The sequence below is a fragment of the Myxococcales bacterium genome (assembly GCA_016706225.1).
Lineage (GTDB): Bacteria > Myxococcota_A > Polyangia > Polyangiales > Polyangiaceae > JADJKB01.
Genome location: JADJKB010000008.1, coordinates 781,934 through 801,958, shown reverse-complemented (window position 1 = coordinate 801,958; position 20,025 = coordinate 781,934). Strand labels below are relative to the sequence as shown.

The 20,025-nt window shown below is 68.1% G+C and carries 21 protein-coding genes; 10 read left to right on the top strand and 11 right to left on the bottom strand.

Annotated elements, in window-relative coordinates; translation table 11 throughout:
* Positions 1 to 14: 14 nt before the first annotated feature.
* From IPI67_17485 to IPI67_17475, 3 genes are all read right to left on the bottom strand, one after another.
* The gene (locus tag IPI67_17485) at positions 15 to 809 is read right to left on the bottom strand and encodes a M15 family metallopeptidase (protein ID MBK7581986.1); all 795 of its coding nucleotides are present in this window, start codon (positions 807 to 809) and stop codon (positions 15 to 17) included.
* Between the two features lie 212 nt (positions 810 to 1,021).
* The gene (locus tag IPI67_17480; protein ID MBK7581985.1) at positions 1,022 to 1,210 is read right to left on the bottom strand and encodes a transcriptional regulator; all 189 of its coding nucleotides are present in this window, start codon (positions 1,208 to 1,210) and stop codon (positions 1,022 to 1,024) included.
* 37 nt (positions 1,211 to 1,247) lie between these two features.
* The gene (locus IPI67_17475) at positions 1,248 to 1,424 is read right to left on the bottom strand and encodes a hypothetical protein (protein ID MBK7581984.1); all 177 of its coding nucleotides are present in this window, start codon (positions 1,422 to 1,424) and stop codon (positions 1,248 to 1,250) included.
* Between the two features lie 222 nt (positions 1,425 to 1,646).
* On the opposite strand from IPI67_17475, the gene IPI67_17470 reads away from it, so the two are divergent.
* Positions 1,647 to 2,411, top strand: coding sequence for a ParA family protein (locus tag IPI67_17470; GenBank protein MBK7581983.1), 765 nt, complete (start codon positions 1,647 to 1,649; stop codon positions 2,409 to 2,411).
* A complete protein-coding gene (locus IPI67_17465) occupies positions 2,408 to 3,304 on the top strand; it encodes a ParB/RepB/Spo0J family partition protein (protein MBK7581982.1) in 897 nt (298 codons plus the stop codon). The genes IPI67_17470 and IPI67_17465 overlap by 4 nt, the downstream gene beginning before the upstream one ends.
* A gap of 9 nt (positions 3,305 to 3,313) precedes the next feature.
* On the opposite strand, the gene IPI67_17460 is transcribed toward IPI67_17465, so the two are convergent.
* Both IPI67_17460 and glnD read right to left on the bottom strand, forming a co-directional pair.
* Positions 3,314 to 4,324, bottom strand: coding sequence for a tetratricopeptide repeat protein (locus IPI67_17460; protein ID MBK7581981.1), 1,011 nt, complete (start codon positions 4,322 to 4,324; stop codon positions 3,314 to 3,316).
* Entirely contained in the window at positions 4,321 to 7,005 is a 2,685-nt protein-coding gene (gene glnD / locus IPI67_17455; GenBank protein MBK7581980.1) for a [protein-PII] uridylyltransferase, read from the bottom strand. The genes IPI67_17460 and glnD overlap by 4 nt, the downstream gene beginning before the upstream one ends.
* A gap of 73 nt (positions 7,006 to 7,078) precedes the next feature.
* On the opposite strand from glnD, the gene IPI67_17450 reads away from it, so the two are divergent.
* The 5 genes from IPI67_17450 to IPI67_17430 all read left to right on the top strand — a co-directional run bounded on the left by IPI67_17450 (position 7,079) and on the right by IPI67_17430 (position 12,546).
* On the top strand, positions 7,079 to 7,642 hold the full coding sequence (locus IPI67_17450; GenBank protein ID MBK7581979.1) for a hypothetical protein: 564 nt from the start codon (positions 7,079 to 7,081) through the stop codon (positions 7,640 to 7,642).
* Between the two features lie 37 nt (positions 7,643 to 7,679).
* Positions 7,680 to 8,528 carry a matrixin family metalloprotease gene (locus IPI67_17445; protein ID MBK7581978.1) on the top strand — a complete coding sequence of 283 codons (849 nt, stop codon included), beginning with the start codon at positions 7,680 to 7,682 and terminating at the stop codon, positions 8,526 to 8,528.
* A 193-nt stretch (positions 8,529 to 8,721) separates the two neighbouring features.
* Positions 8,722 to 9,888, top strand: a complete 1,167-nt coding sequence (locus IPI67_17440) for a hypothetical protein (GenBank protein ID MBK7581977.1) — start codon at positions 8,722 to 8,724, stop codon at positions 9,886 to 9,888.
* A 49-nt stretch (positions 9,889 to 9,937) separates the two neighbouring features.
* Positions 9,938 to 11,047 (top strand): lipid-A-disaccharide synthase, encoded by a 1,110-nt coding sequence (lpxB, locus tag IPI67_17435; GenBank protein MBK7581976.1) that lies wholly within the window; start codon positions 9,938 to 9,940, stop codon positions 11,045 to 11,047.
* A complete protein-coding gene (locus IPI67_17430) occupies positions 11,035 to 12,546 on the top strand; it encodes a glycosyltransferase family 39 protein (GenBank protein ID MBK7581975.1) in 1,512 nt (503 codons plus the stop codon). Before lpxB ends, IPI67_17430 begins: the two co-directional genes overlap by 13 nt.
* A gap of 36 nt (positions 12,547 to 12,582) precedes the next feature.
* Here IPI67_17430 and bioB read toward each other — a convergent pair whose 3' ends face one another.
* The 3 genes from bioB to IPI67_17415 are packed head-to-tail and all read right to left on the bottom strand — an operon-like array spanning position 12,583 to position 14,433.
* The gene (bioB, locus tag IPI67_17425) at positions 12,583 to 13,539 is read right to left on the bottom strand and encodes a biotin synthase BioB (GenBank protein ID MBK7581974.1); all 957 of its coding nucleotides are present in this window, start codon (positions 13,537 to 13,539) and stop codon (positions 12,583 to 12,585) included.
* A 49-nt stretch (positions 13,540 to 13,588) separates the two neighbouring features.
* Positions 13,589 to 13,852 carry a hypothetical protein gene (locus tag IPI67_17420; GenBank protein ID MBK7581973.1) on the bottom strand — a complete coding sequence of 88 codons (264 nt, stop codon included), beginning with the start codon at positions 13,850 to 13,852 and terminating at the stop codon, positions 13,589 to 13,591.
* Entirely contained in the window at positions 13,849 to 14,433 is a 585-nt protein-coding gene (locus tag IPI67_17415) for a putative metal-binding motif-containing protein (protein MBK7581972.1), read from the bottom strand. Before IPI67_17415 ends, IPI67_17420 begins: the two co-directional genes overlap by 4 nt.
* A 35-nt stretch (positions 14,434 to 14,468) precedes the next feature.
* On the opposite strand from IPI67_17415, the gene IPI67_17410 reads away from it, so the two are divergent.
* The gene (locus IPI67_17410; GenBank protein MBK7581971.1) at positions 14,469 to 15,290 is read left to right on the top strand and encodes a hypothetical protein; all 822 of its coding nucleotides are present in this window, start codon (positions 14,469 to 14,471) and stop codon (positions 15,288 to 15,290) included.
* Positions 15,291 to 15,306: 16 nt separating this feature from the next.
* On the opposite strand, the gene IPI67_17405 is transcribed toward IPI67_17410, so the two are convergent.
* Positions 15,307 to 16,797 (bottom strand): glycosyltransferase, encoded by a 1,491-nt coding sequence (locus IPI67_17405; GenBank protein ID MBK7581970.1) that lies wholly within the window; start codon positions 16,795 to 16,797, stop codon positions 15,307 to 15,309.
* A 91-nt stretch (positions 16,798 to 16,888) separates the two neighbouring features.
* On the opposite strand from IPI67_17405, the gene IPI67_17400 reads away from it, so the two are divergent.
* Positions 16,889 to 17,506 carry a class I SAM-dependent methyltransferase gene (locus IPI67_17400; protein ID MBK7581969.1) on the top strand — a complete coding sequence of 206 codons (618 nt, stop codon included), beginning with the start codon at positions 16,889 to 16,891 and terminating at the stop codon, positions 17,504 to 17,506.
* Positions 17,503 to 18,345: a ChbG/HpnK family deacetylase gene (locus tag IPI67_17395; protein MBK7581968.1), complete on the top strand. Its 843-nt coding sequence runs from the start codon at positions 17,503 to 17,505 to the stop codon at positions 18,343 to 18,345. Before IPI67_17400 ends, IPI67_17395 begins: the two co-directional genes overlap by 4 nt.
* Positions 18,346 to 18,365: 20 nt before the next feature.
* On the opposite strand, the gene IPI67_17390 is transcribed toward IPI67_17395, so the two are convergent.
* Positions 18,366 to 19,085, bottom strand: coding sequence for a hypothetical protein (locus IPI67_17390; protein ID MBK7581967.1), 720 nt, complete (start codon positions 19,083 to 19,085; stop codon positions 18,366 to 18,368).
* A 129-nt stretch (positions 19,086 to 19,214) separates the two neighbouring features.
* On the bottom strand, positions 19,215 to 19,997 hold the full coding sequence (locus IPI67_17385) for a glycosyltransferase family 2 protein (protein MBK7581966.1): 783 nt from the start codon (positions 19,995 to 19,997) through the stop codon (positions 19,215 to 19,217).
* Positions 19,998 to 20,025 lie beyond the last annotated feature (28 nt).

The following is a 20,025-nucleotide window of genomic DNA, read 5'->3' as shown; positions in this document are numbered from 1 at the left end:
GGACCCGCCCGCCGCTACTGCATCACGCGCTCGGGATCTCCGAGAAAGTCGAAGTGCATCGTGTCCTCGAGCTCGTCGTGGCCCAGCCAATGGAAACCGTAGCGCTCGAACACCTCCACCCAGCAGCGCGGCATCGCCATGCGCTCGAAGGCCGAGCTGACACGCTTCTTACAGATCTCCTGCTCGGCCCAGAACCCCACACAATGACAGCATGGGTTCTTGTGAGGATCGATGTCGAGGGCGATGCCGTAAACGTGATTCGAGACCTCGTAGTCCTTGAACGTGTTCTCGGCTCTGAGCCCCCCCACCTGTTTCGGCTGATACGGAAACGCGGCGCACTCCCGGAGCAGTGCCGCCTCCACACAAGCCAGCGCCGGCACCACCTTCTGGTTCAGGACTACCGGCACTCCCATGAGCTTGGTGCGCTTTGCGTAGAAGCTCGGCGGATGGGGATTGTCCTTGCGGCTGCCGAAACCCGGGACCCGACCGTAGTTTCGGGTGCGGTACTCGATGCTGCGTTTGCGCGCGGCCTCGATGGCCTTCTGCTCGGCCTTCGTCGCACCGATCTTCGCGATCTGTCCCTTCCGCAGCAGGAACTCCTGCGCGGCTTGCTCTCGACAGCGAGGAACCGCGGCAACCTCGGGCGGCGCCACGATCGCCACCGGCGTGGAGCTCGGCGCCGGCGCGGGCGCGGCGGACGCTTGAGGTTCCGCGTTGGTCGTCACCGGAGCGGGGTGTTCGTCCGCGCGCTCAGCGCAACCGACCGCGAGCAGCAATGCCAATAGAGCGAGTCGCTTTTGCCGGACCATGAGCACTGCTACCCAAGCCTATCGGCAACGCAATGCCTTGTGTCTCGACCGGACAGAACCGACGCCACAAGTCTCAGTCACTCCAACCCAATACAAAAATCAAGAACCCCCACGGAAGGCAGGTCCGCGGGGGCTCTCTAGGGTTCCGGGGAGGGGAACCCGGATCAGCTGGGGGCAGCGCTCTGGCTGACCCCAGCCAATCCGAAGTCAAGTCAGTCGTCCTCGTCCTCTTCCTCCTCGGCCTTGTCCAACATGGCCTCGAAAGGATCGGAGTCGAAGTCGAGCTCGGCACCCATGGCGGGTTCTTCGAGCTCATCGAGGGTCCATCCGGCACGCATGCCGGGACGGATCTCCTCGCGCTGAAAGTCTGCGAAGCTGCGATAAGCGCGGGGCGATGACATGGGGTTCGGCTCTCCTCGGGCGGGGGGTGACGGGCGCTCACATGCGAGCGCGAGACTTCGGAAGTGGCAGGACCCGGCATGCGCCGGGCTCGGGGCTCGCGAAGAACTGCGCAGCGAGCAGACGCTCCCGCGCTGCCGTCCCCTGCTCGGGCCCCGCGAGCGCCGCGCGCAGGCGGCGACGAAGGGAATGACGAGCACTGGCTGCGGCGTTCATGCTTACCTCGACCTACCTGCACCTACATCTGCGCACACAGTACGACACGGCTCCGGGACCGCCAAAAAACTGATGCGGTTCCGCGCGAGTTCGATAAGGACCGGCAGATCCGCCCCGCTCCGGGAGAGCGCGCTTCACGCCGCCCGCGGGGGTTCGTCCCGCTCATTTTTTTGGTACCACCGGGCCAGCGCCTTTCGCTGTAAAGCACGGGCGGCGCCCAACATGACCCGCCCCAACGTGATCGCCATCGCCAATCAGAAAGGCGGGGTCGGTAAGACGACCACGGCGGTCAACCTTGCCGCGAGCCTGGCGGCAGCGGAGCGCCCTACCCTGCTCGTCGATCTCGATCCACAGGCCAACGCGTCGAGCGGCGTCGGCTTTGGCGCCGGCACGGTGGAGCGCACGATCTACGACGCACTGGTCGGCAACGCATCCCTCGCCGACATCATCCAGCACACCAAGATCTCGACCCTCGACGTCGCGCCCAGCACTCAGGATCTCACCGCCGTCGAGTACGAGCTGTTCGACGACGAGCGCGGCACACACCTCAGGCGCTTGCTCTCCGAGAGTTGCGTGGAGCGCTACGACTTCGTCGTCATCGACTCGCCGCCATCACTCGGGGTGCTGACGCTCAACGTGCTGGTGGCCGCCGATCGCGTGATCGTGCCGCTGCAACCCGAGTACTACGCGCTCGAAGGCATCACCTACCTGATGGCGACCATCGACCGCGTGAAATCGATGCTGAATCCTCAGCTCACGGTCGAAGGCATCGTGCTGACGATGTGGGATCCGCGCAACCGCCTCGCCCACCAGGTCGCGGATGAAGTGCGCAAACACTTCCGGGTCTTCGACGCCGTCATTCCGCGCAACGTGCGCCTGAGCGAGGCGCCGAGCCACGGACTGCCGGCGCTGCTCTACGACGTGTCGAGCAAGGGAGCACAGGGGTACCTCAGCCTTGCTCGCGAGCTGCTCGAGGCCAAACCATGAGCGGGGCCGGCAAACCGCCGCGGGGCCTGGGCCGCGGCCTGGACGCGCTGTTTCCTGCGCGCCCCGCGCCGGCTCCGACGCCAGTGCACACCAGCGGGAGCTACGGCGAAGGCAACGTCTTTGCGTGCGCCCTGGAGAAGATCAAACCCAGGCGCGACCAACCGCGCACCCACATCGACGATCAGGCGCTGGAGGAGCTGGCCCAGAGCATCCGCGAACACGGCATCATCGAGCCGATCGTCGTGCGGCGGCGCGGCACGGACGAGTTCGAGATCATCGCGGGCGAACGTCGCTGGCGGGCGGCCCAGCGGGCTGGCCTGCGCGAGGCGCTGGTCGTGGTGCGCGACGTGTCCGACAAAGACGCGTTCGAGCTGGCCCTGATCGAGAACATTCAGCGCGCCGATCTGAACCCGATCGAGCTCGCGGAGGCATTCGATCGCTTGATGCGCGATCTCGCCTATACACAAGAGAGCCTCGCGACCCGCATCGGCAAAGATCGCTCGACGGTCGCCAACGCGCTGCGGCTGCTCAAGCTCCCCGAGCGTGTGCGCAAGCTGGTCATCGGCGGTGAGCTGTCCGAGGGCCACGCGCGCGCTCTCTTGGGTGCGCCCGACGAGCTCAGCCTGGCGACGCTCGCCGACCGGGTGATCGCCGGCCGGCTGAGCGTGCGTCAGACCGAAGCCCTGGTGCGCAGCGCAAAAGCGGGCGCGGGTCAGAGCACGAAGGGTGGACGCAAGAGCAGCAAGACCGCGGCGGTGCGCGATCTGGAGCTACGGCTCGAACGCAAGCTCGGCACCAAGTGCGAGGTGCGCGATCGCGACGGCAAGGGTGAGCTGACGGTGAAGTACTCGTCGCTGGACGAGCTCGATCGCCTGCTCGAGCTCATCCTGTAGGCGCTCGCGTCACTTCTTGGGGGTGCCCTTGCCGCCGGCGAGCTCGTCGAGCTCCTTCTTGGCGGCTTCGCCCACACCCTTGCCCCCCGAGAGCTCGACGGCCTTCTCGAATGCGGCCTTGGCCTCCTTGAGCTTGCCCGCCGCCTTGTAGTGGCGGCCCAGGTAGTACTGGGCCGGCGCGAACTTCGGCTCGAGCTTCAGCGCCGCTTCGAAATCACTCTTGGCGCCGGCTTCGTCCTTCAGCTCGTGGCGGCAGACCCCACGCCGTGTGTGCAGATCGGGTCCGGCCTTGTTGCTGATGGCCTTGTCGAGGGTGCTCACGCAGTCGGCGAAGGCCCCGAGCTTGCCGAACTGATTCGCGACGGCCGCGATCAGTTTTGCGTCGGCTCCCGCTGCGACCTTGCGCAGCTCCGCCAGCGCTTCGTCCTTCTTCCCAGCGCCAGCCAGCAGCTCGGCGTGGGCGTAGCGCAGCTCGAGGTTGTCGGGCTGAGCCTTGACCGCTTTGCCGTAAGCCGCGAGTGCCCCCGCCGCGTCACCCGTAGCCTCGAGCGCCAGCGCATGATTCATCAGCAGCATCGGGTGAGCCGGCGCGTTCTTCAGCGCCGCAGCAACGACTGGCAGCGCCGCCTTGGCCTGGTTCGAATCGAGCAGGATGGCGGACAGGTTGACGGCTGCCTCGGTCAGCTTGCCGTCGAGCGACAGGGCCTTCTCGTAGCTGGAGCGAGCCCCTTCGAGATCGCCGCCCTGTTCGAGGGCCACGCCCAGGTAGAACGCGGCTTGCGGATCGCTCGGCGCCTCCGCCACCGCCGCGGTCAAGATCTCCTTCGCCTTGGCGAAGTCCTTGGCCTGGATGGCCTCCATGCCTTCCTTGACCTTCGCGCTCGAGGCGGGCGCCGTCGGTCCCGGGCCGTCGGTCTTCGGATCGTCGAAGGGCGGCGGGTCGTCCGGATTCTTCGCCGGGCTACCGCCGGTGCAGGCAACCAGGGACAAGGCAAGAACGAGCGAGCTGAGCGATTTCATCTGGCCTCCAAGTCTTCGAGCTCCGCGACGGTCGAGAGGATACGGCGCCTGACGTCTTCGATGCGAGCCGGGTCGGCCAGCTTGGCTCCGGAGGCGTCCGTCACGTAGAAAACGTCGGCCACCCGCGTGCCCTCGGTGTTGATCTTGGCCAGGGAAATCCCGAGCCCGGCCTCCTGGAGGGTGTTGGCCAGCCAGAACAGCAGGCCCGGCCGGTCCCGGGTGGTGACCTCGAGCACGGAGTGGGCGGTGGCCCGATCGTCGAAGCTGACCTCCGTCGGCACATGGGGGGTGTGCCCGAAATCTGCCCGCGGGGCCGCGCGACCGCCGGAGACTAGGCGCGCCGGAGTCAGCTCCCCGCTCAGGAGCTGCCGGAGCTCGCGCTCGATGCGGGGCAAGAGCGCCCGCGTCTCGGTCTCCTGCCGGTTGCTGCGCACCCAGAACATGTCGAAGGCCCGCACCCGTCCCTTGGCGTCACGCCAGGAATAGACTTGCGCACCCACGACCGCGAGCCGCGCGGACGCCAAGGTCGCGGTGAACATTGCCAAGAGACCGGGGCGATCGTCCGCCACGAAGCCGAGCTCGGTGTACTGCTCGTCCGTCGAGAGTACTCCGACCGACAGCTCGCGCGCTTCGGCCTCGAGAGCAAACCGCGCCTGCAACGCGATGTCGGCCTCGGAGTTCGCGTACAAATAGCGCTCCGGCATCGCGCGCAGGAAGTGAGACAAGAACGGGCGCAGCTCGGGTTCGGACCAGCTCGCCTCGATGTGCTCGATCTTCTGATCGAGAGCGAGCTCGGGGCCGCCCCCTTCGGACAGTCGGCGCTCTGCCCCGACGTACAGCTCGTCCAACATGCGCGCCTTCCAGCTCGTCATGGCGGTTGGGCTCGTGGTCGACACGTCGGAGACAGTCAGCAGGTAGAGCTCACGTAGACCTTCACGCCCGTGCACCTCCCGACAAAAATCCTCGAGCGTGGCCGGGTCGTCGGTGTCCCGCCTCGTGGCCACGTGGTACATCTTGAGGTGCCGTGAAATGAGGTGGGCGACCTCGCGGCTCTCCGCAGCGGCAAAACCGAGCCGACGGAGGATGTCCACGGCCATCTCGGCGCCGCGCTCGGAGTGGTTTTTTCCGCCAATGTCCTTGCCCACGTCGTGGAGCAAGGTCGCGAAATACAGCACCTCGGGGCGTGCGATCTCCGCGGCCAGGCGCGACGCGAGCGGGTACTCGGCCGCCAGGTCTCCGCGTGACAGCGCGCGCAGGCGATCGACAGCCGCCACCGAGTGCGCGTCGACCGTGTACACGTGATAGACGTCGTGATGCACACGACCCACCACCGGTAGAAATTCTGGAATCATGGCCACGAGCAGGCCAACGTCGTGCAGCTCAGCCAGCACGGACTCGTGACGGAAACGCGAGCTCTGCACGGTGGTGACCAGGCGCACGAACAGCCGAGCGGCTTCGGCGCTCGTCCGCAGGCGTTCACCGAAGCTGGGCAGCGTGGCGACGCGGGCCACGAGATCACGCGCGAATTGATACACGGGCACTCCGCGGCGCAGCGCCTCTTCGTACAAACGCAGCGCCAGGGCCGGTTCGGTCTCGAGTGCCTTGGAGTGTGCGAGGCTCACCTCCCCGTTCACCATCGACAGCCCGCGACCGATGCCCACCGCGTGGGGTTTCTTGGTCGGCGGCGGCAGCGCCCGCGACAAGATCATGTCCCGGGCCCGCTCGACGACCCGGGCGTTTCGGTAGTAATCGCGCATGAAGCGCTCGACCGCTGGTCCGTTGCTGCCATAGCCGAAGTCCGAGGCGAGCTGCTCCTGACGATCGAAGCTCAGTCGATCGGCCCGACGCCCCGCGTAGGCATGAAGCAGGTTGCGCACCCGCCAGTGAAACTCGTTTGCGCCGTCGATCAGCTGCCATTCCCGGGGCACGAGCACTCCCAGCCGCACCAGATCGGACAGCTCGGTGACGCGCCATCGCGCCCGCGCCGCCCAGTGGGCTGCGTCCAGATCACGAATCCCTCCCGGGCCGTTCTTCACGTCGGGCTCCAGCAGGTACACCGAGCCGCCGAAGCGGTTCGTACGGTCGCGCGAGCTCGCGTCGAGTCGCCCGATGAACTCCGAAATTGCGCCGATCCCGAACAGCCCTTCGAACACCCGTTCCAGCAGGCGGGCGCTCGCTTCCCTGGCGCCCGCGACATGGCGCCAATCGAGCAGCGCCGTTGCCGTCGGCATGTCGGTGCGAGCCAGCTCGATGACGTCGTCCGCGGAGACCACCTGGTGTCCGACGCTGAGGCCAGCGTCCCAGAGCGGGTAGAGGAATGCCTCGGCGATGGGCTGTGCCTGCTCGATGTCGGCGCCAAGCGGCAGGATGCGCACGTCCAGATCGCTGGCGAATGCGACGGCTCCGCGCCCGTAGCTGCCCACGGCGGCGAGGGCCACCGGCTGCCATTCCTTCTGCGCGCGCATGGTAGCTTCGGCAGCGCCGAACAGCGCCCCAAGCAGACCGTCGAAGACCTTCGCGTAGCGCCGCGACGCGCTGAGTCCGGCCTCGCGCCCGCCGGTCTTGATCATCGCCTCGACCTCGGCCCGGTGGCGAACGATGTAACGCGTGAGCTCCGGCGCGAGCTCCGGCGAAACGCGTGTCAGCATCGGACCCGCGTGTGTGTGGGGGGAGCTCGTCATCGGTCGGCGGCGGGCTCCGTTATAGCGCAGAGCCCGGCGCGAAGCGGTACGAGGCGTGCTAGGCTGCGCCGAAATGCTCGGACGCAGGCAGTTCCTTTGGTTCGCGGGCGCCACCCTTGCCACCGCCGCGACCGGGAGCCGGATCGCCTCCGCGAGCATCGCCCGCGCGGTGAGCCTGAAGGAGCTGGTCCGCGAGAGCGAGCGCGCGCTCATCGGCACGTGCCTGAGCGCAGAGAGCCGCTACGAGTCGGTGGGCGGCCGACGCCGGATCGTCACCCATAGCCGGATCCGGGTCGAAGAGGCGCTCGGAGGCGCGGACGATGCGAGTGAGGTCATGCTTCGCACCCTCGGCGGCCGCGTTGGCGACATCGGACAGGTCGTCCACGGCGAGGCGATGCTGCTGATCGGTGAGCCGGCGTTCTTGTTCCTGACGAACGCGGGCGCGGGCCACTGGGTCGTGACCGCCATGGCGCAGGGGCACTTCCCGATCCGCAGCAATGCAAGCGGAGAGCGCCGGGTCTACCCGAGCCCGCGCGTCGCGGAGCTGCGCGGTGCGGGCGCGGCAACTCAGCTGGTCGGACGCGTCGCGAGCGAGGCCGGAGCGATCGTGCGAAAGGCGTGGCTGGATGCGCGCTAGTAGGCTCATTGCTGTCGCGCTAAGTTCGGGCGTTCTCATGCTGGCCGCGCCGGCGGCTGCCTTCTGCCGCACGACGACCTGCGGCCCGGGAGAGTGTGTGCCCGCCCCGGAGTGCGCCTACTGTCTAGAGGGCGGGCTGCCGCTGTACTGGCCTGGCGGCTGCACGTCGTTTTCGACGGCCCTTGCTGGCTCACCGCTGCGCCAGATCACGGCGGGCACCACGGGGCAGATCGTCTCCGACTCCCTCGCACAATGGATCGGCGTCGACTGCGGCGGTGGCGCGACACCGTCGCTCGCGATCTTCCGCACGGGTGACGTGACCTGCGATGCGCAGGAGTACAACCAGGACTCGCCCAACGCCAACATCTGGATGTACCGCGATGATCAATGGCCGTACGCCGGGAGCGGCTCCACGCTGGCGCTCACTACCGTCACCTTCAACGTCAAGACCGGTGCAATCTACGACGCAGACGTCGAGATCAACTCGATTGACAGCGAGTTGACGGTCGGCGACGGCAACGTGCAGGCCGATCTCATTTCGATCGTGACCCATGAGTCCGGACATTTCCTGGGGCTCTCTCACTCGTGCGACAACAACGCCACGATGTTCGCCAGCTACAAATACGGAGACATCGGCCTGCGCAGCCTGGAAGCGGACGACGTTGCCGGGATCTGCGCCATCTACCCGCCGGGCACCGACACTTCCCAGTGTGATCCCACGCCGCGCCACGGTTTCTCCGGTGAGTGCGGCGCGCCGCTCGAAGACAAGGGTTGTTGCACCACGGCGCCCGGGCGACCGAGTGGCAGAGGCGCGCTCGCGGTCGCGTTGTGCTGCTGGGCGGTCGGCGCCGGCGTGTACCGGCGACGCCGCAGGCGCGCAGGCTGAACCTGCCCGAGCTGCCCGCCCGAAGCGGCCGAACGAGGCGGGGATTTCCGCTCTAGCGGCGGCGAGCTCCGGGAAAACCCCCTGGCCCGGGCCGCGTCCGGAGCCTCGACCCCTGTCGAGCGTGCCGAAAGCGAGCGCTTCTGTTAGAACCCATCGTTAGTCCGGTGCGGGTACCTGACGTGGAGGAGTGAGCGTGCTTCGGTCTCGGAAACTACTGGGTTTGGTCCTGGCGAGCGGGTTCACTCTCGTGGCCTACGCCTGCGGCGGTGACGACGGCGGCGGCGGCGGCGGCGGTACCGGAGGCGGCACCGGCGGCGGCGGCACGGGCGGCGGGGATGCACCGAGCTGCGGGCCGACCGACCTCGGGTTCCCCGGCGTGTGCAAGCCGGGCGCTCCGCCCGAGTGCTGTGAGACCACGCAGCCGGTCATGATGAAGCGCGACAAGAACGACAAGCTCATCCCGCCCGATTGGTCCTGCATCACCGGCGGCGGCGGTGCGGCGGGCGGCGGTGGAACCGGCGGCAGCGCGGGCGCGGCAGGCAGCGGAACCGATGGCGGCACCACCGATGGCGGCACCACCGATGGCGGCACCACCGACGGCGGCCCCCCCACGGACAAGAACATCTTCGTGGTGAAGGATTTCTCCAGTGACGACCCGGTGGCCGACATCGAGACGGAGCTCTTCGACGGCGAGGGCATGTTCGGCAAACAACCGTTTCACAAGGAGTTCACCAAGGGTCCGGATCACCCGGGCTCCCCCGAGCTCAACGTGGGCGAGTTCTATTTCCCCCACCCCGCGAGCCAGTACATCTCCTACCGCGTCAAAGAGAAGATCGGCGTCGCGAAGGAGTTCGTCGGCTTCGGATACGAGGTCCCCGCCGCACCGGGCAAGGTCGAAGGCGCCACGCTCTCGCCGACGTTGTACGAACAGCTGGCGCAGTTTGCGGTCCCTCTCGTGGGCTGGACGCCACCGGAAGATCTCGCGATCATCACCGGGCCGATCCGCGACTGCAAAGGCGACGACGTGGGCGGCGCCCGCGTTAAGTTCTTCGACGAAACCGCGGGCAAGGAGATGGAGCCGGGCACCTGCGAGCGCGACGTGCGTTACATCTTCTTCGACGGCCAGTATCCCAACCCGAAGTGCGCTTACACCGACTATCGCAGCTCGCTGTACGTGATCGCGAACGCCCCGTCGAACGCTCCCGGGCAGCCGAAAGAAGGCAACAAGTACAAGCTGGAATACTGGGGGCGCCTCAAGGACAGCGACAGTGCGCCGGTCAAGTTCGCCGAGAAGAGCATCGAAATCTTCGCCAACACGGTGAACGTCCAGCAGATCCGCCCGAACATTCAGCAGAAGTGAAGCGGCTGCTCCAGTCGCTCATGCCGGAGCCGGGAAGCGCGTCCGCAGCATGACCCTGTTGGTATCCGCGGGAGAAGCGTCCGGCGACGCCATGGCCGCGCCGGTGGTGCGCAGGCTCGGCACTTCGTCGTTTGGCCTCGGCGGCCGCGCACTCAGCGCCGCTGGGACAGAGCTCTCGGTCGATCTCAGGGCCTTGACCGGCATGGGCATCGGCGGCGTGCTCCGCCGCGCTCCAGCGATCGTCGGAGCACTCCGTCGTCTGTTGTCCGACGCAAGAGAACGGCGCCCGCGCGCGGCCTTGCTCGTGGGTTATTCGGAGTTCAACGCACAGCTCGGGCCGCGCTTGCGCGCGCTGGGGATCCGCGTGCTCTGGTACGCGCCTCCGCAGGTCTGGGCCTGGCGACCGGGACGCGCCTCGAAGCTCGGCCAGGCTGCCGATCGCATGGCCGTCGTCTTGCCGTTCGAAGAGGCACTCTGGCGCCAGTACGGCGTTGATACGCACTTTGTCGGGCACCCGGCGCTCGAGCCCGAGACCGCTTCACGTGAACGAGTGCGGGAGCGGCTCGGCTTCGCCCCGCGGGCCGAATACGTTGCCGTCTTGCCGGGCAGCCGCCCGCACGAGGTCGAAGCTCACATCCGCCCGATGCTCGACGCAGTCGCGGCGTTGCGCGCGGATCGCGGCGCCCTCGACGCACGTGTGGTCATCGCGCCCTCACTCTTGCCGCGCCTCGCCCGTCGCGTGGAGCTCCACGCTCGACGCATGGGTGTGGGTGTGCTCGAGGCCAGCGCGCCCAGCGTCTTGCCAGCCTTCGACGTGGCGCTCGCGACGAGCGGCAGCGTCACGCTGGAGTGCACCGCTGCGGGTGTGCCGCCGGTGATCTGTTATCAGCCGGGGCCACTGACCGAGTTCTTCGCTCGCCGCCTGTTGCGCGTCCAGATGGTGGGGCTGCCCAACTTGGTGCTGAACGAGCGCGTGTTCCCCGAGCTCCTGTCCAACGAGTTCAATGCCGAGCTGCTCGCTGAAGCGGCCGGGCGGCTGCTCGACGAACGGGGCACGTTCGTGCGCGCTTGCGCCGACGTGCGCAACGGGCTGTGCGCAACCGCGCGACCGAAGACCTCCGAGCAGGTCGCCGACTTGGTCGCGCCGTGGCTGTCATGAGCGCGCCCGAGCGCACCACTTCGCTCTGGGTCGTCGCAGTCCTGTCTTCCGTCGTGCTGCTGCTGGCCCGGCTCGCCGTGGCCACCGGCACCGGCTTTGGTGACGCCGAGGCGCTCTATGCGAGCTACGCCCTCTACCCGCAGCCTGCGTACCTCGATCACCCTGGTCTGATCGGCTCCCTGGCGCGGCTCCTGGGTGGCGGTGCTCCGCCGAGCCCGCTCACCGCCCACGTCGCCACGTCGGTCTTGGCGCTCGCCGTGCCATGGGTCGGTGCTCTTGCGAGCCGCGCCGCTGGAGCCTCGACGGCCGGCGCGCTGCGGGTTCTTCTGTGTCTTTGCTGGCTACCGGAGCTCTCGGTCGGATTGTTCGGCCTCACGCCGGATCTGCCGCTGTCTCTGCTGTGGCTCAGCGCGCTCGGGTGCGCGGCGTTCGCGCTCGACTCGGAAGCCGCGAGCTACCGCGCTCTCATCGCGACCCTGGGAGTCGGCGTCGCGGTGGGCCTGGCCACGCTGGCAAAAGCCAGCGGTGCGGTCCTCGGCCTCGCGCTCTTTGTTGCTTCCTTCAGCGTTGCCCGCGCGCGCTACCGCACGCTCGCCCCGTACGGCGCCATCGCCGTCGCGCTCGTGCTCTTGTCTCCGGTCATTGCCTGGGAGCTACGCGAGGGGTTGCCCATGCTCCGGCACCGCCTGATCTCGACCCAGGGCAGCGCCGGTTTCTCGTTGCGAAACCTGGCCGCGTTCGTCGGGGGCCAGCTGGCCTACGTCACCCCGCCCTTCTTGCTCGGCGCCGCGTTGGTGCTGCGCGATCTGTTCCGGCGCCGACGACAGGACGCCATCTCGCGCATGCTGTTTCAGAGCACACTGGTGGTGGCTGTGCCGTTGGCGTTCTTGTCGCTCTGGTCGCGGGTCGCAGAGCCGCACTGGTTTGCGCCTGCCTATCTTGGACTCGCGCTCCACCTCGGGAGAACCGAGGCCGTGGGCCCGCGGCTCGGGCGTGCTTGTGTGATCACCGGTGCCGCCGTGGTCGCCCTGGCCCTGGTGTGGATCCGTACACCCTTGCCACCCCGCCTACTCGGCTCGGCGTACCGCCCCCGCTACGACATCGCCAACGATCTGCATGCGTGGAAACCCGGGGGCAAGCTGCTTGATCGGGTGCTCGCGGCGCGAGCCCTCGAAGGAGAGAGCGATCCGGTGGTCGTCGGTCCGCACTGGATCGTCTGCGCTCAGCTTCAGGCGCATCTCGGGCGACGCGCGCGTGTGGGTTGCAACGGCCCGGGCCGCGACGATTTCGACGGCTGGCTCCCGCAGGCGACCTGGTCCAGCGCACGCCACGTGCTGTTCGTCCACGACAGTCGCTTTCGGCTCGACCCGGCGCGCGAGCTGCCGGACCGGACCGTGCGCGCGGTCGACGAGACCCAGGTACTCCGCGGTGGCCGCGTCGTGCGCACGATCTGGGTGACGGATCTGGAGAGAACCTTCGATTCCGCGGACGACCCCTGACCCCCGCCGGGCCGGACGCGCCCACGCGCGGCCGCATCACGCCAGGGCTGGGGTGAGCCCGGCGCTCCGGATCAGCTCCTGATCGTCGTCGGGCCCGGGGTTGGGCGTGGTCAGCAATTTCTCCCCGTAGAAGATGCTGTTGGCACCGGCGTACATACACAAAAGCTGCGCCTCACGCGTCAGCTCGGAGCGTCCGGCGGACAGACGCACACGCGCCTTGGGCATCATGAGCCGAGCGGTCGCGATCATCCGGACCAGCTCGAGCGGATCGATGGGAGGCAGACTCTCGAGCGGCGTGCCGGCAACACGAACCAGCGCATTGATCGGCACACTCTCCGGGTGTGGGTCGAGTCGTGCGAGCTCCACCAGCATTGCACAGCGATCTGCCACGCCCTCACCCATGCCGATGATGCCGCCCGTGCAGACGGTGATGCCGGCGGCGCGCACGTTGCGCAGCGTCGTGAGTCGATCCTGGAACGTGCGGGTCGAGATGATGGACCGATAGAAGTCGGGCGACGTGTCCAGGTTGTGGTTGTAGGCGTCGAGCCCCGCCGCCTTCAGCCGCCGCGCCTGGTCTTCCCCCAGCATGCCGAGGGTGACGCAGGTCTCGAGCCCCTCGGCCTTCACACGCCGGACCATCTCGAGGACCTCCTCGAAGGCCGGCCCGTCTTTGACCTCGCGCCACGCGGCGCCCATGCAGAGTCGCGTTGCGCCGACCTCGCGGGCACGCCGCGCCGAGGCCACGACCTCTTCGACCCCGAGCATCTGCTCCCGGTCGACCGGAGTTTTGTAGTGGGCCGACTGGGGGCAATACGCGCAGTCTTCGGGGCAGCCCCCGGTCTTCACACTCAAGAGCGTGCAGAGTTGCACCTCCGCCGCTTCGTGATGTTCGAGGTGAACCGTCCGAGCCCGGTCGATCAGCTCGAACAGGGGCAGGTCGTGGAGCGCGCGAACTTCCTCGAGGGTGTAGTCGTGGCGAAGACCGTCGGACATCAACCCGGCGTTTACCCCGGCAGAGAAGACGGGTCCAGGCTCGCAGGAGTCAGGAGCCCGCGTCGATGCACTTCGCCACGCAGAGGTCGTAAGCGCTCGGCACGGCGCCGCACTGGCAGAAGCTCTCGCATGCCTGGCAGCCGGTGCAATCGACGCCCTTCTCGCAGACCGCGGGCGCCACGTCGGGACCGGCGTCCGCGCCCGCATCGCCTTTGAAGCGGTCGAGATCCGCCGTCAGGGTGCAGGACGTCAGCAGCAAACCGACCACCCCGGCGCGCCCGATCTGGCGCACGCCGAGAGCGGGAAAGTTCACTCGCACACGCCGTTGGAACTGCAGATCGCGAAGCCTGGACAGGGGTTCTCACCCGCAGGACAGCAGCCTTCGTTCTTCTGCCCGTCGCAGTTTTCGTCCACGTCGTTTCCGCAGACCTCGCTCGCTGCAGGCGTCTTCGCGCCCTTGCAGTCGGCTTCCCACTTGCCGCTGCTGCAGGTCTGCGTTCCGCCGCAGTCGCCCGCTCCGCCGCAGGGCCGGGTGGATCCATCGGGCAACGCCGTGCCGGTGTTGTCCAGGCAGGGGCAGCCTTCGTCGATGGCGCTGTTGCAGTCGTCGTCCTTGCCGTTGCAGACTTCCGCACCCGGAATGGACGGGTCCCCGTCGTCGCAGTCGTAGACGGAGCAGCCCGGACCGATGCCGGCCTTGTCGCCATCCTCATCGATGCAGCCCTGCGCCACGCAGAAGCCTTCGATGCAGGAGGCGGTGCCTTTCGGGCAGTCCTTCACCGTGATGCATACGGTCGGCTTCGGCTGCACCGGGCCAACGTCGTTGTCACTGCTCGAGCCGCAGGCGACGATCACGATCGCGAACAGCCCAAACCACGCGGAGTCTCTCGTCATGGCACTGGGCAGATGATACCCCAAAAGGACGGGTGGTGAAGCAATTCGTCCCAGAGAGCGCACCGGAGTCCGACGTCGGGCTCGGCACCGCCTACGAAAGGCTGGCGATTTACCGACGCTTGGAGCTTTGGTTCGGAGGTCGAGTCGAGACCGCGGCCCAAAGCCTGGTCGACGGTTTTGCGGGCATCGGCGGCCTGCATCTCCTGCCGCTCGCCAGGACGGGCTGCAGGGTGACGGTGGCGGGTGGCAACGTTCGCGCGCTGGAGGCGGTCGCCGCCGCGTACGCGTTTGCCGGCTGCACCAAGCAGCTCACCCTGCTCCATGCGCCTCGCCTCCCCGAGGCGGACTTCGATCTGGTGATCGATTTCAACGGTCTGCCCAACGTGGCCGATTGGCGCCGACATCTCGGGGAGCTGTCCCGCTCAGGTCGCGAGCTTTGTGTGTTCGTCAGCTACCCGTTCAGCTATGGCGCCTGGCTGTCCCGCGGGCTCGCGCTCCTCGAGCGCGGTCCGCGCCGTCCGCGCCAGTACGACCACGAGTGCACGCGTGAACGCGTGCTCCTGCCAGAGCTGAGGCGCGTGGGTGAGCTCGTGGACCGCGCGTTCGTGGACTGCCCCTGGTGGCCCGATCTGTTCGTCGACGCCGGCACGACCCTGGCGGGCGATCTGATGACCCGCCTCGGCGCCAGGCAGCGCGCGCCTCGCCCGCGCTTCGTATATCCGGCCGCAGAGTTTCCCTACGCGGACGGCGCGCCCAGAGAGCTGGAGGCGACGCTCGCGCGGCACCCGGTATTCGACGCGGCGAGAGTGGCGCCGTTCTTCGCGCATCACCGTGCCTATCGTGTGCGGGTCGCGTGAGGCGTTCGCCTGGGTCTCACTGCGCGGACTTGCTGCTGCCTCCGCCGACGCCGCGGCTCAGCGCCGTCGCGAGCCCGACCCAGCCGAAGCTGCCCGCGACCAAGCCGAAGAACAGGAAGTAGGCGTAGATGCCCTTCGACAGCGCCAGCCACGCGAAATAGGTGTGCGCGGCGCCGAGCGCCAGCTCACACAGGACCAGCGGGTCACGCGGCGCCCGGTAGCGCGGACCCTTGCGCAAGGTGCCCTCGTTGCCCGCCTTGGGTGTGCGCACGAACTCGCCACTTTGGGCAAAGATGCCACTGAAAAACGCCACCGTGTAGAGCAGCGACATGCCCATGGCGAGCGGTAGGATGAGAGGCACCAGCAGGGCTTCGCGGGCCGGCGAGCCACCGCGCGTGATGGCCGTTCCGTAGAACATCAGGCTGCTCAAGAGGACGAGCCCGACCAACCCGGCGTTCCAGAAGGTCCCGTAGTCGACCAGGAAGGGCATGCCCCACAGCGTGGTGAAGGGAGAGGTCAGGCACGCCAGGAGGATGAGCGGATCGATGGCGTGACGCCCCAGGTGCATGAACATCATGAGCTTCGAGCGCCACGGAACTCCGGCGAGCAGAATACGAACGCTCAGCGTCCGCAGCATCTGCGCCGAGCCGAGCGCCCATCGCCGCTGTTGTGCACGAAACGCCGCCATGTCCTCGGGCACTTCGGTGGGAACCGTGTAGTCGCTCATGTGCAGGACCCGGTACCCAGCGAGGTACGCGCGAAACGAGAGATCCGCGTCCTCTGCCAAGATCTCGGGGCTCCAACCGCCGGCGGCGTCGATGGCCTTGCGCCGCCAGACCCCGTTGGTGCCGTTGAACTGCAGCGGAAGCCGCGCGCTGGCCCGGGCGTGCTGATCGACCACGAACAGGCCGTCGAGCACGATGGCCTGCAAGCGCGTCAGGAGTGAGTGGTGGCGATTGAGAAATCCCCACCGCACCTGGACACAGCCGACCCCTTCGTCCGCGAAATGGGGGACCACCCGGCGCAGGAAGTCTTTGGGCGGGACACAGTCCGCGTCGAACATCGCCAGGAAATCCCCGCGCGCGCTCTCGAGGCCGTGGTTCAACGCCCCTGCCTTGAAGCCGCTCGGCTGCGCGCGGTGCAGGTGTTCGATGGACACGCCCTCTTCGCGAGCCGCCTCGACCAACCCTTGTGCAAGCTCGCGGGTCTCGTCCGTGGAGTCGTCGAGGACCTGGATATCGAGTTTGTCGGCCGGGTAGTCCAGCGCGCAGGCCGCCCGGATCACGCGTTCGACGACGTAGAACTCGTTCCGGAGCGGGAGCTGCACGGTGACACGGGGCCAGCTCTCGGGGGGTTCTGGTTGCGTCGGGGGTCGACGGCGCAGGGTGGCCCAGGCCGCGCGAGCAAAGTGTACGACCAAGACGACCAGCAGCCCACGCAGCGCGAGGCGCAGCAGCTCGAACACGACCAGGAGCGCATAGGTGGCGCCGGTCGCGTGAGATTCCATGCGCTCAGCCGTTTAGCGCAGCAACGAATTCCTGTACACACTGGCGAGCGGGGCCGCTGAGGGTCACGACGGAAGGCCCGCGAGACGAAGCATGGTAGCAGGGACCGATTCCGCACAACGAACGAGCGTGCGCGCCCACTACGACCGGCAGGCACTCGGCTATCACGCTCGGTTCACGAGTGGGCTCCTCGGAGCCGTGCGCGCCCGCGAGTGGGCGGTGCTCCGGGAGCGTCTGGCGCCGGCTCGGGGCGAATCGCTGCTCGACGCCGGCTGCGGGCCGGGCATCTACGCGCGGCGCCTGCTCGCTCTGGGCCTGGACGTGCGCGGGGTCGACCTGTCCCCGAAGATGGTGGAGGCAGCGCAGCGGGCCGGCATCGCGGCCAGCGTGGCCGAGCTCGCGGAGCTCGCCCTGGACGCCGAGTTCGACGCGATCCTGTGCGCGGGCGTGCTCGAGTTCACGGTCGATCCTGCGCGTGTGCTCGGTCGGCTCGCGCTGCACTTGAGACCCGGGGGGCGGCTCGTGCTGCTCTACCCCATGCCGAGCTTGCTGGGCCGTTTGTACCGCCGGCACCACGCCCGCGCCGGAGTGCGTGTGCGACTGTTCGAGCAAGACGAGCTCGACGAGTTGCTACGGTCCGCGTCTCTGTCGCCCACGCGCCATCGATGGGCCACGCCCATGAGCGCCGTCGTGCGCGCGGTGCGCGCATGACTCGGCGTCGCGTCGTTTTCAGCGCCGACGATCTCGGCATGGGTCCGGCCGCGAACGCCGGCATACGGCGCGCCGCGGCTACTGGGCTCGTACGCGAAGCGAGTCTATGTGTGACGGGCCCGGCGCCGGAGGCCGCGCTCGAGGCCGTGGCAAAACACAGAGCCACGCTCGGCATTGGTCTGCACCTCTCGTTCAGCTTCGGCCGCGCGCTGACCGGCAAGATCCTGGGCATGACCGACGAATACGCGGGGTTCTTCGGCCTACCGCGCTTGCTCGCCGTGTGTCTTTCGGGGCGCGCTCCTGCCGCGGCCGTCGAGCACGAGGTGCGGGCGCAGCTCGCACGGCTGCACGCGCTCGGCGTCGGGGTGACCCACCTGAACGGCCATCACCACGTGCATGTTCTGCCCACGATTCGCGACGCGGTGCTCAACGTGCTCCGTGACCATCCGGAGCTCCACGTGCGCCTTCCCCGCGCCGGCGCAATGGTGAACCCGCGCGCGGTGACGCTGGCCTGGCTCTCGTCCCGCTTCGTGGCTCGGGCTGCAGAGCGCGGTGTCGCCCTCCGCAGCCTGCCTTGCGTGGGACTCGCGAGCTCGCAGGATGAGCCCGCCGCACGCTTCGAGCGGGTCCTGGCCGAGCTCGACGCGCCCGCGACCGAGTGGGTGGTGCATCCGCGACTGGGCGATGAGACGAGCGCGGATGGAGGCGGCAGGCTCGGGCGACTGCCCCACGGCGAGCTCGAGGTGCTCGAGAGCGCGGAGCTGAAGGAGTCGCTCGCGCACAGTGGCATCGAGCCAGCGAGCTTCCGCGACCTACACCCGCAGACCGCAGAGCCTTGAACAGAGCCCGGGGACTCGGCTCAGGAGAGCGACGCGGCTTCGATGCCCGGGGCAACGACCGCGGGTTTGGCAGCTTTTGCGCTAGGTTTCTGGAAGAACATCGGACCCGGCACCGGAAACAGCGGCCGCCCCACGCTCGGGTTCACCAGCATCGCCAGCGCGATGTAGAGCGCGATGGCGCCCAGCACCAGCGTGGTGATGGCAACGGGCAGCTCGAGCCCCGCGACGTGGCCATAACCCTTCGCGAGCTTCATCGCGAACAGCACGTCGATGTCGAGCAGGAAGAGGAACAGCAGCTTGGAGTGGAAGCCGAACGCATAGGTCAGCGGGACGAACAAGACCAGCGAAGCCGCCTCGGTCGCCAGGAGCACCTGGTGGTCCGGCAGATTGCCGTGCGCCACCGACCAGAGGACCCAGGCGTTCACGGCCCAGTTGAACGCAAACGCCGTGAAGACCGTACCCCCGAGCAGGTTCTTGTTCGCGAGGTTCATCAGTCCCGCGAGCAGCTGGCCGCCGCAGCCGAACAGCAGGCAGAACACCGCCGCCGTCTCGAACGCGGAGCGGCTGAGCGCCGTACCGAACGCGATCGGCAGGAGCGCCGCGCAGCCGATGCTCAGGCCGATCAGCCCCAGGGGCGTCGGCTCCGCAAAGGGCAGCGCCGGGGGAGCGGCGGTCGGCCCTGCGCCCGCCGGCTGACCCACCGCGTTGTCGTCCGAAATTCGTGTGTCCGCGCTCTGCATGGGCCTCACCTCCGCCAGTTCTGCTGCGCTGCAGCAGGCACTACGCGGCCTCATTTCCCACCAACAGCCAGAGGTGTCAAGCAATTTTGTTGCGCCGCACCAATTCGGGGCGGCGGCTCGCGAGCCCTCTCACGGCTCCTTTCCCGGGTCGCTCGGGTAGGCCCCGAGCAGGCGTCGGACCGCGACCTTGCCCAGATCCGTGAGCATGCGCACGCTGTCCCGCCCGAGCTCGATGGAGCTCGGCTCCGACTGATACTCGAAGGTCACGGGCACTTCGACGAGCCCGAGCCCGAGACCTCGCGCGACGACCAACAGCTCCACGTCGAACGAGAACCGCTCGAGGGTCAGGTGTGGCAGCACCCGCGCGAGCGCCCGGGCGCGAAAGCCCTTGAGGCCGGCCTGGGTGTCGTGCACGTGCGGGACGAGCGTGAACCGCGTCAAGAGGTTGAAGGCTCGACCCAGCGTGTGTCGCGTGTAGATGCGGCGAAAGAAGCGCGGTGAAGTCACATAGCGGCTCTCGGGATGGACGCGGCTCGCGATCGCCAGCTCCGCGCCGGTCTGCAAGGCGTCGATGACCCGCGTGAAGTTTGCCACGGGGTAGGCCAGGTCCGCGTCCGTGAAGAGGACCAGCTCGCCCCGCGCCTCGCCCAAACCCTGGCGGAGAGCAAAACCCTTGCCTCGATTGTCAGGCAAATCGACCACGACGACCTTCACGGGAGAGTCTTCGCGGAACGCACGCACGGCCGCCAGCGTGCCGTCGTCACTGCCGTCGTCCACCACGACCAGCTCGTGCTCCCCGCCGCGCGCCGCCAGGTAGTCCGCGATCTTGCGGAGCGAGGCCACGACGTAGCGCTCACCGTTGTAGACGGGCACCACGACGCTCACACGGTCGTCATTGCTCTCGGGTCCCACGGCTCGGCTCCTCGGGCGAGTGTGCCGG